This is a genomic window from Curtobacterium sp. HSID17257, from assembly GCF_003989515.1.
Lineage (GTDB): Bacteria > Actinomycetota > Actinomycetes > Actinomycetales > Microbacteriaceae > Curtobacterium.
Genome location: NZ_RBLU01000116.1, coordinates 1 through 9,676, shown reverse-complemented (window position 1 = coordinate 9,676; position 9,676 = coordinate 1). Strand labels below are relative to the sequence as shown.

At 74.5% G+C, this 9,676-nt stretch carries 10 protein-coding genes; 6 read left to right on the top strand and 4 right to left on the bottom strand.

Annotated elements, in window-relative coordinates; translation table 11 throughout:
* The coding region (locus D8M35_RS13850) for a flavoprotein (RefSeq protein ID WP_274542777.1) at positions 1 to 521 on the bottom strand (521 nt) is incomplete at its 3' end.
* A 65-nt stretch (positions 522 to 586) separates the two neighbouring features.
* On the opposite strand from D8M35_RS13850, the gene D8M35_RS13845 reads away from it, so the two are divergent.
* The gene (locus tag D8M35_RS13845) at positions 587 to 1,375 is read left to right on the top strand and encodes an NRDE family protein (RefSeq protein WP_126892376.1); all 789 of its coding nucleotides are present in this window, start codon (positions 587 to 589) and stop codon (positions 1,373 to 1,375) included.
* A 135-nt stretch (positions 1,376 to 1,510) separates the two neighbouring features.
* Entirely contained in the window at positions 1,511 to 2,278 is a 768-nt protein-coding gene (locus tag D8M35_RS13840) for an SGNH/GDSL hydrolase family protein (RefSeq protein WP_161972672.1), read from the top strand.
* Positions 2,279 to 2,399: 121 nt separating this feature from the next.
* Here D8M35_RS13840 and D8M35_RS13835 read toward each other — a convergent pair whose 3' ends face one another.
* Positions 2,400 to 3,329, bottom strand: a complete 930-nt coding sequence (locus D8M35_RS13835) for an SDR family oxidoreductase (RefSeq protein ID WP_126892374.1) — start codon at positions 3,327 to 3,329, stop codon at positions 2,400 to 2,402.
* 82 nt (positions 3,330 to 3,411) lie between these two features.
* Here D8M35_RS13835 and D8M35_RS13830 point away from each other — a divergent pair, with 82 nt between their 5' ends.
* From D8M35_RS13830 to D8M35_RS13820, 3 genes are all read left to right on the top strand, one after another.
* Positions 3,412 to 4,521 (top strand): LLM class flavin-dependent oxidoreductase, encoded by a 1,110-nt coding sequence (locus D8M35_RS13830; protein ID WP_238638242.1) that lies wholly within the window; start codon positions 3,412 to 3,414, stop codon positions 4,519 to 4,521.
* A gap of 93 nt (positions 4,522 to 4,614) precedes the next feature.
* Positions 4,615 to 5,241 (top strand): hypothetical protein, encoded by a 627-nt coding sequence (locus tag D8M35_RS13825; protein WP_126892373.1) that lies wholly within the window; start codon positions 4,615 to 4,617, stop codon positions 5,239 to 5,241.
* Between the two features lie 322 nt (positions 5,242 to 5,563).
* Positions 5,564 to 6,055 carry a pyridoxamine 5'-phosphate oxidase family protein gene (locus tag D8M35_RS13820; RefSeq protein WP_126892372.1) on the top strand — a complete coding sequence of 164 codons (492 nt, stop codon included), beginning with the start codon at positions 5,564 to 5,566 and terminating at the stop codon, positions 6,053 to 6,055.
* Positions 6,056 to 6,161: 106 nt separating this feature from the next.
* On the opposite strand, the gene D8M35_RS13815 is transcribed toward D8M35_RS13820, so the two are convergent.
* A complete protein-coding gene (locus D8M35_RS13815) occupies positions 6,162 to 7,415 on the bottom strand; it encodes a hypothetical protein (RefSeq protein ID WP_126892371.1) in 1,254 nt (417 codons plus the stop codon).
* Positions 7,416 to 7,685: 270 nt separating this feature from the next.
* On the opposite strand from D8M35_RS13815, the gene D8M35_RS13810 reads away from it, so the two are divergent.
* Entirely contained in the window at positions 7,686 to 8,072 is a 387-nt protein-coding gene (locus D8M35_RS13810; RefSeq protein ID WP_126892370.1) for a RidA family protein, read from the top strand.
* Between the two features lie 34 nt (positions 8,073 to 8,106).
* On the opposite strand, the gene D8M35_RS13805 is transcribed toward D8M35_RS13810, so the two are convergent.
* A partial coding sequence (locus D8M35_RS13805; protein WP_202976565.1) for an amidohydrolase family protein occupies positions 8,107 to 9,676 on the bottom strand: 1,570 nt, incomplete at its 5' end.

Here is a 9,676-nt window from a genome sequence, read left to right as displayed (position 1 = left end):
TCGAGCACCGCCAGCGCCGCGGCCGTGATGTCCTCGGGCTCCGCCATCCGGCCGATCCCGGCGTCGTCGCCCGTCAGCGCACCGACCACCGGGCCGACGAAGTGCACCCCGCGGTCCCGGAGCGTCCGGACGTTCGCCCGCGTCGCCGGGTGCTCCCACATCTGCGGGTGCATCGCGGGGGCGACCACCACGGGTGCCTCGGTCGCGAGCAGGGTCGTCCCGAGCAGGTCCCCGGCCAGGCCGTGCGCCATGCGTGCCAGGGAGTCCGCGGTCGCCGGCGCCACGACCACCAGGTCCGCCCGACGGCCCAGCGCGACGTGACGCACCTCGGCGACGTCGTCCCAGACGCTCGTCGTGACGGGGTTCCGGCTCAGCGCCTCGAGCGTCGGCAGCCCGACGAAGCGGAGCGCCCCCTCGGTCGGGACGACGTGCACGTCGTGGCCGCGCTTGACGAGGTCGCGGACGACCCCCACGGCCTTGTACGCGGCGATGCCCCCGGTGATCCCGACGACGACGGACAGACGGCGACCTGCTGCAGCATCCACGCCGGTCACGCTACCCGGAGCGCCGTGCGAGGATCGAGCCCATGTGCACCGTCGTCGTCCGCGTCGACCCCGCCGCCGAGTGGCCCGTCACCGTGCTGGCGCTCCGTGACGAGTCGCCCGAGCGCCCCTGGGACCCGCCCGCCGCCTGGTGGCCCGACCTCGACCCGACCGTCCGCGGCGTCCGTGACCGCTCCGCCGGCGGTGCCTGGCTCGCCGCCTCGGACGCGGCGGGACTCGCGGTCGTCCTGAACCGCGCCGAGCCCGTGCCGAGCGAGGACGGGACGTGGACCACCCGCGGTGTGCTGCCGCTCGACGCCCTGACCGGTGCGGCCCCGGGACCCGACGGCCCGCTCCCGACCACCCGCGCGTTCAACCTGGTGCGGGCCACGGCCGAGGGCGCCGCCGTCGACACGTGGGACGGTACGGCGGTCCGGACGACCGAGCTCGGGCCGGGTGTGCACATGGTCACCCACGGCGCGCCGGACGACCCCGCCGCGCCGCGGATCGGTCGGTGGCTCGAGGCCTTCCGCGCCGCTCCGGCACCGGTGGGTCCGCCCGTCCTCGGCCCCGTCGACGAACTCCGGACGGCCGACCACGGCGAGGACGCCGGCGACGGGTGGAGCGGGTGGTTCGGCGTGCTCGCGGAGTCCGCCGCGCTGCCGGCCGACCACCCGGACGCGATCCTCCGCGACGCGGTCGAACCGGACGGGCACGTCGCGACGCTGTCGGTCGTCGCCGCCGCGGTCGCACCCGGTCGGACGGTGCTGCAGCACGCACGGCTCGCCCACCCCGGGCGCCTCGACGGGACGGTCGAGCTGCACCGGGCCTGAGGGACGGCGCTGCCACTGCGGCTCACCCACCCCAGCGTCGGCCACACCCGATCCGGCCCGGCGTCCCTCGATGCTGTGAGGAGCAGCAGCGCTCCGGGCGGTCCGGTCGTGGTCCGGCGGCGTACGGTCCCCGTCGTGACCCCGACCACCCGGCCGTCCCCGCGCACCCACGCGGTCGACGGCGCTCCCGCAGTGCTCCGCCGCCACCGCGGTCGAACCGTCCTCGCGACGGCCCTCGCCGCCCTCACCGCGCTCGCCCTCGTCGGGTGCAGCGAGGACTCCTCGCTCGCCGCCACGCCGTCGCCGAGCACGACCGGCCGTGCCTGGGACCACGCCCCGGGGGAGCGGATCGTCGTGATCGGCGACTCGGTGAGCGGTGGGCACGGGCTGACACCGGAGCAGTCCTGGCCGGCGCTCCTGGCCCGGACCGAACGCTGGCAGCTGACGAACCTGTCGTGCGACGGCGCCGGCGTGGTGGCCACAGGGAACCAGGACGAGTGCGCCAGCGCGTACCCGGGGCTCGTGAAGCGCGCGGTCGACCTGCGACCCCGGGTCGTGTTCGTGCAGGCGAGCTCGAACGACCTGGGCGAGGACGACGCCCAGGTGACGAGCGCCACCGACCAGCTCGTGGCCCTGGTGCACCGCGACCTGCCCGGGGCCCGGGTGGTGGGCCTGAGCGCGGTCTGGAACGAGCAGGACCCGCCCACGCAGCTCGCGACGATCTCGCACGCCCTGCAGCGGGCGATCCGGCGCGACGGCGGTACCTACGTCGACATCGGGCAGCCGCTGGCCGGACACCCCGAGTGGATGCAGTCCGACGACGTGCACCCGACCGCCCGGGGGCAGCGTGCCCTCGAGGCGGCGGTGATCGACGCGTTCGCGCGGGACCACCTGCGGTTGTGACGGCGACGGAGCCCAGGGCGGGGGAGCCTCCAGGCCGACGACGCCGACGCCGACGCCGACGCCGACGCCGGTACCGGTGCCGGTGCCGGTGCCGGTGCCGGCGACCGTGCCGGGCCGTCGGTCAGGCGGGCGCGCGCGTGTCGGTGAGGTCCTCGGCGACCGTCCAGAGCGACCGGGCGAGGTCCGAACTGCGGGCGGACCGCGGCACCGAGACGGTCGTGGTCGGTCCGGTCAATCCGCCGAACCCGGACGGCCCGTAGTACGCGCCACCCACCGCGGCCGGCCCGACGGCTGCGTACAGCAGCGGTTCCGCACCCTGCTCGACCGCCTGGGTGAAGGGGAGCGCGCGGTCGCTCGCGCGCACCGGCCGGTCGCGGCCGAGCGAGCGGCCGGTGGACTGCAGGTTCGTCCGCGTGTACCCGGGGTGCGCCGCGGTGCTGACGAGCGGCCAGTCCCGCTCGACGGACAGGCGGTGCAGGTGCAGGGCGAGCAGCAGGTCGGCGAGCTTCGACTGGGCGTACGCGCGCCAGCCGTTGTAGCCGTGCTCCCACTGCAGGTCGGCGAAGCGGATGCTGCCCGGGATCGCCGCGAGGCTCGACATCGTCGCGACGCGCGGGGGCCGTGGGTCGTCGCTGCCCGAGGCCGTGCCGAGCAAGGTCGGCAGCAGCAGGTTCGTGAGCGCCAGGTGTCCCAAGAAGTTCGTGCCGAACTGCAGCTCGAAGCCGTCCGCGGTCTCGAAGCGCTCGGGCGGGGCCATCACGCCGGCGTTGTTCACCAGCACGTGCAGGGGTCGACCGTCGTCGGCGATGCCCGCGGCGAACCGGCGGACGCTGCCGAGGTCGGCGAGGTCGAGCTCCCGGACCTCGAGGTCGGCGCCCGGGTGCTCCCGTCGGATCTCGGTCGCGGCGTCCTCGCCCTTCGCGGTGGTGCGGACGGCGAGCACGACGCTCGCTCCGGCACCGGCGAGGCGCTTCGCGGTCTCCTTGCCCGTGCCGCTGTTCGCGCCGGTCACGACGATGCGACGGCCGGTCTGGTCGGGGATGTTCGACATGCGCGGGACCGTACGCGCGGGGGCTGGCCGACTCCTGCGCACCGTGGTAGATTGATGCAAACGCATCGACCAGGAGGCGCACATGAGCAACGCATTCGGCACCGGCCGTCCCTCGGACGTCCCGCCGCCCGCACCCGAGCGCATCGGTCCGGTGCAGCTCGGCCTCGACACCTTCGGTGACGCCACCGAACTCGCCGACGGCTCGCTGCAGTCCGACGCGCAGAGCATCCGCAACGTCGTCGACCAGGCCGTGCTCGCCGACCAGGTCGGCATCGACTTCATCGGCGTCGGGGAGCACCACCGCGAGGACTTCGTCGTCAGCGCCCCCGAGGTCGTCCTCGCCGCCATCGCTGCCCGCACCTCGTCGATCCGCATGGGTTCCGCCGTCACCGTGCTGTCGTCGGACGACCCGGTCCGCGTGTACGAGCGCTTCGCCACCGTCGACGCGCTGTCCGACGGTCGCGCCGAGGTGATCCTCGGCCGCGGCTCCTTCACCGAGTCCTTCCCGCTGTTCGGCTACGACCTGTCCGACTACGAGGTCCTCTTCGAGGAGAAGCTGCAGCTCTGGAACGCCCTGCGCGGCGGGGACGCCGTCACCTGGTCGGGCACGAAGCGCGCGGCGCTCGTCGACCAGGACGTCTTCCCGAAGCTCGAGCACGGCCCCATCCCCACCTGGATCGGCGTCGGCGGCTCGCCGCAGTCGGTCATCCGTGCGGCCTCGTACGGCCTGCCGCTGTTCCTCGCGATCATCGGCGGGCAGCCCGCCCAGTTCGCCCCGTTCTCGCGGCTGTACCGGCAGGCGCTCACGCAGCTCGAGCTCCCGCAGCAGCCCATCGCCATGCACTCGCCCGGCTTCGTCGCCGAGACCGACGAAGAGGCCGCCGAGCGGTACTGGCCGTACCACAAGGCCGTCACCGACCGCCTGGGCCGCGAGCGCGGCTGGCCGCCCCTCGACACCGCCCGGTACCAGGCCGGTCTGTCCGCCGGTGGGTCGCTGTACGTCGGGTCGCCGGAGACGGTGGCGCGGAAGATCGCGCGCAACATGCGGATCCTCGGCGTCACGCGCTTCGACATGCGCTACGCCACGGGTCGCCTGCCGCACGCGGACATGATGCGGTCGATCGAGCTCTACGGCACGCGTGTCGCACCGCGGGTGCGCGAGCTGCTCGCCGAGCCGGTGCCGGTGCCGTAGGCGGAAGCCGCCTCGGGGCGGGCCGGTGCGGCCGGGAGGCGCGCCCCGCCCCCGCCGCGTCGGCTCACGGCAGCGCCGGGTACCGTCCAGGGCATGTCGCCCCGTCCCAACACCGTCGAGCGTCGGTTCCGTGGTCGCATCATGGGCGTCGGCACGACGTCCGGCGTGCGGTTCGTCGTCGGCATGTGGGAGCAGTCGCCGTTCGGAGCCTTCACGGACGTCTTCGTGGAGCAGCCGGACGGGTCGAGCGTGCTCCTCGCTCCGGACGAGATCGTCGCCGCGTACGTCTCCGGTACCTACCGCTTCGACACGGTGTCGGTGGTCGACATCAGCGCCCGCCGCACCGCTCGTGGTCTCGAGCTCGACGCCGGCCCGCTCCGCGCCTCGATCGACGTCGGGGCCATCTCGCCGCTCGGGCGCGTGCTCCGCATCGTGCCGAAGCCGATCGCCCGCGACCCGCGGTGGCTCAGCGTGATCGACCCGGTCGCACGACTGGTCGCTCCCGGCGCGGGCACGGCCGGGACCGCCGGAGGTGGCCGCCGCGAGTACTACGGCGTGACCGGGGCGCACGACGTCACCGCCGTCACGGGGTCGTGGGCGGGGGAGCCGCTGGGGTCCCTGGCTCCGCTCGACCCGCCCGTGGCGTTCGGCTTCGCGTCGATGCCGCGCGTCCCGCAGGTCGTCGATGTCGAGACGACGATCCGCGAGCCCGCCGCCTGACCCACGCCGCTGCCTTCGGCTCCGCGGCGCGTGGCTGAGCGGTGGGGCGGAGCGTGCTCGTGCCCGTTCCTTCCCATGACGAGCGCGGTACCTGATCGTTCCGGGCACACCTCCTGTTCCCGGAAGGCCAGGTGTGCCCGTTCTCGCCAGGTACGCCCGTTCCCACCCGCCACGACGAGCGCCGCCTGACCCACGCCGCTGCCGCTCGCGCCGCGGCGGGCAGGTCCCAGCGACGAGGGGCACACTGGCGGGAACGGAACGCGCCCGGGCAGTGCCCGGCCGGACGTCGAGCACAACGGGGCGCACGACGAACAGGAGCATCATGACCGACACGCAGGCAGACCACCGCGCAGCCATCTCGGACATCGTCCACGGCGCCCGAACCGCCCTGCTCACCACCGTCAGCGACGACGGCAACCTGCACGCCCGACCCCTCGCCGTGCAGGACAAGGCGTTCAACGGGACCCTGCGCTTCCTGGTGCAGGACGGCAGCGAGAAGGTGGAGGACATCGCGCGGAACCCGCACGTCAACGTCGCCATCGAGTCGCAGGGCGGGTACCTTTCGATCGCGGGCACGGCGACGGTCACCCGCGACGAGTCCGTCATCGACGAACTGTGGTCCCCGTTCGCCGAGGCGTGGTTCCCGGACGGCCGGCAGGACCCGACCATCCGACTCCTCACCGTCGAGGGTGACTCGGTCGAGTACTGGACGCAGGACGCCGGCCCGGTCGGCAGCCTCGTGCAGACGCTCAAGGCCGCGATCGGCAAGCAGAGCCAGCCCGACACCGGCCACCACGGCACCGTCGAGCTCTAGCCCGTCCCCCTTCCGCAACACGCAACGTCGGCGGTTGCTCGCAGCGGTACAGCCCTGCGAGCAACCGCCGACGTTGCGTCCCGCGAGCCTTCCGCGCGCGCCGGGGTCAGGGCGGGCCGAGCAGCCAGAGCACGGCGACGAGCACCGGCTGCCCGAGCAGCGCACAGCTCACGAACGTCCAGCGCATCCAGGGCCGGGCGACGAGCTCGGGGGAGCCGAACAGCGGCGCGAGCGGCATGAGGAGCCGCGGGGTCGACGCCATCGGCAGCGACACCGCGAAGACGTAGAGCGCGTACGCGGCGGAGTACAGCACCGTCGTGGAGCCGAGCGCACGGGTCGACCGACGCAGCAGCCAGACCGGGTACGCCACGAGCAGGAACACCACGATGAGGACCCCGCCGACCCCGAGCCACCGGCCCGCGATGAGGAACCAGGGCGTCATCGGCGTGAACTCGACCCGTCCGATGAAGTTGACCCACCAGGACATCTCGGTCTCGAGGTAGGCGTCCGGCCGCCCCGTGACGTGCGCGGCGACGACCGGCCACGCCAGCCCTGCCGCGGCCATCACCACGCCAGCCACGACGACCCGGACGCGTTCCGCCACCGGGAAGGCGTCGAGGGACCGCACGCCCGTGCCGGCCGCGGCCCGCCTGACGCGCAGCCAGCGGACGAGGGCGACGACCCCGAGCAGGAGCGGCAGTGCGAGCGCCCCGGGACGGGTGAACGCCGCGACGACCCCGAGCACCGTCAGGAGGCCGTAGCGGCGGCGTTCGAGGGCGAGCAGCGCGCCGAACGTCAGCGCCAGGAAGGTGCTCTCCGCGTAGCCGACCTGGAGCAGGAACGACAGCGGACCGCACGTGAAGAAGAAGACCGCCCACATGCCCGCCGCGTTCCCGGCACGGTCGCTCACCAGTCGGTGCAGGAGGAACGTCGCGACGAGCCCGGCGGCCAGGGCCACCAGCGGTGCCCCCACCGTGAACGGTACGCCGGTGGAGGCCGTGAGCATCCGGATGGCGAAGGGGAACGCCGGCAGGAAGGCCCAGGCGTTCTGGGCGACGTGCCCGGCGGCGTCGAGGGGCAACGCGGTCGGGTAGCCGTGCACCGAGATCTGCTCGTAGTACTGCCCGTCCCAGGCGGTGAGGAACGACCCGAAGCCGTGCTCGTTCCCCCAGATGGCGTTGTCCGGCATCTGCCGCGCCATCAGCGGGTAGGCGAGCGCCAGCCAGACCGTGGACACGAGACGTCCACCACCCCATACCGCGAGCACCGCGGCCCACACGGGCAGGCTCGTCGCCAGGTCGACGACGCGTCGTCGACCGTTCGCGAGCGTCCCGGTGACGGCGCCGTCCGTGCGGCTCACCGGCCCGCTCCGGCGGGCGCAGGGCTCGTGGTGGGCACGTCCAGAGCGTACCGACCGGCGCCTGGCACCCTCCGGCACGCGGGGGTACGCGGCCACACCGCACCGGACGGGAGGCGCGTCACCCGTTCTGCAGACCGGAACGACCCCGGCGGGTGGTCGGCCACCGTCGCGTGGCCGGTCCTAGCCTGGGGGCTCCTGCCCGACGGACGAGCGCGTTCGCTGCGGGACCGCCGGGGGCAGGTCACGTCCTACGACCCACGAGGAGCCACCGTGCCGAAGACCGCCATCGTCACCGAGAACGCCCCGGCCCCGGCCGGCCCGTACAGCCAGGGGATCGTGGCGAACGGGTTCCTGTACACCGCCGGGTTCGGGCCGCAGGACCCGGCGACCGGGGAGACGGCTGAGGACGTCGCCGGTCAGACCGCGCAGGTGCTGGCCAACGTGGCCGCCGTCCTCGCCGAGCACGGCGCGACCCTCGACGACGTCGTGAAGTCGACGGTCCACCTCGAGCACTCGGACCGCGACTTCGCGGCCTTCAACGAGGAGTACGCGAAGCACTTCTCGGAGCCGTACCCGGTCCGCACGACCGTGCAGTCGCACCTGGCCGGGATCCTCGTCGAGATCGACGTCGTCGCGGTGCTGCCCAGCGCCTCCTGACCGGCCGCCGGCGTCCGGGTCCCTGAGCGGAACCTCACGCGGGCCCGTTCCCCCGAGGCGCGCTCCTGCCCGCGCGCCGGATCCCGGTGCCCGGGGTCGCGCCGGTCAGGCGCCCGTCTCGGAGCACCGCGATGCCGGCGACCAGCACGTCGTCCGTCCCGACCGCGGTGGCCGTCGGGTCGTCGTAGGTCGAGCGTGCCGCCACCCGCTCGGGGTCGACCACCGCGAGGTCGGCGACCGCACCGGCACGCACCACCCCGCGGTCGCCGAGCCGCAGGTGCTCGACGGCGGTGGTGGACAGGTGCCGCTGCGCCTCCGACCAGGAGAGCAGCCCGGCGCGCACGAAGTCGCCGAGGTACCGCGCGACCGTGCCTGCTGCGCGAGGGTGCGGGTGCGTGCCGACGTGGATGCCGTCCGAGCCCGCGGTGTGCCCGGGGTGCCGCACGAGCGGTGCGAGGTCGGCGGGGGACCGGGGGTGCGGGACCCGCATGATCGCCGTCACCTGCAGTGCGGAGGCGACGAGCAAGTCGATCGCCAGCTCGACGGGTTCGGTGCGGCGAGCGGCGGCTGCGTCGGTCAGGGTCAGGCCCTGCAGGTCGTGGTGCGCGGGTGACGGCACGTGCGACAGGGTGACCTGGTCGGCCCACCCCGGCCCGAGGTCGGGCCGCGCGGTGACCCGTTCGAGGACGGCCGCCCGGACCCGGTGACGACCGGCGTCGTCGGCGACCGCGCGGGCCAGGTCGTCGGTGCCGGGTCGCGCGAGCGCGGCGGGGAGCAGCAGCATCGACAGGATGGTGCAGCCGCGCGAGTACGGGTAGCTGTCGAAGGTCAGCGGGACGCCGTCCGCCGCCAGGTCGTCGAGCAGGCCGAGGGCGGTGTCGACGGGGGCGTGCAGGTGTGACACGTGCGCCCGGACCCCGCTCGACCGGACGATCGCGGCGACCTCGTCGAGTCCCTCGCCCAGGTTCGCCTCGTACCCGCCGCGGACGTGCGAGACGTAGATCCCGTCGACGGCCGCGACCTCCGCGCAGAGCGCCGCGAGCTCGGCGGTGTCGGCGTACAGCCCCGGCACGTAGTCGAGCCCGGTGGCGAGACCGAGCGCTCCCTCGGCGAGCCCGCGGCGGACGAGCGCGCGCACGGCGTCGGTCTCCTCGGCGCTCGCGGGGCGGTCCTCGTCGCCGAGCACCTCGTGCCGGACCGTCCCCGCCGGCACGAGGGTCGCGACGTTCACGGGCGTCGAGCCGTCGTACGTCGCCAGCAGGCCGGCGATGCCGCCGCCGCGGTACCGGGGGTGCGGACCGTCGATCGCCGCGAAGTACCGCCCCGCCCACGTGCCGTCGCCCGGGGCCGGGCCGACGCCGTCCTGGCCGGTGACGATCGTCGTGACGCCCTGGCGGAGCAGCGCGAGCTGGACGTCCTCGTCGAAGACGCGCGACCCGGCGTGCGAGTGCGCGTCGACGGCCCCGGCGAGCACGGCACGCCCACCGCAGTCGACCGTGCGGACGTCGTCGGGCGTGGACGGTCCCGATCCGACCGCGGCGATCCGGCCGCCCTCGACGAGCACGTCGGCGCGGTGCAGCCCGTCCGGGCCGACGACCGACCCG

What these genes read in the sequence shown, in the direction of transcription:
- D8M35_RS13835 (WP_126892374.1), bottom strand. Translation starts at nt 3,329, where the DNA reads ATGTCGAACATCCCCGACCAGACCGGCCGTCGCATCGTCGTGACCGGC.
- D8M35_RS13845 (WP_126892376.1), top strand. Translation starts at nt 587, where the DNA reads ATGTGCACCGTCGTCGTCCGCGTCGACCCCGCCGCCGAGTGGCCCGTC.
- D8M35_RS13820 (WP_126892372.1), top strand. Translation starts at nt 5,564, where the DNA reads ATGACCGACACGCAGGCAGACCACCGCGCAGCCATCTCGGACATCGTC.
- D8M35_RS13830 (WP_238638242.1), top strand. Translation starts at nt 3,412, where the DNA reads ATGAGCAACGCATTCGGCACCGGCCGTCCCTCGGACGTCCCGCCGCCC.
- D8M35_RS13825 (WP_126892373.1), top strand. Translation starts at nt 4,615, where the DNA reads ATGTCGCCCCGTCCCAACACCGTCGAGCGTCGGTTCCGTGGTCGCATC.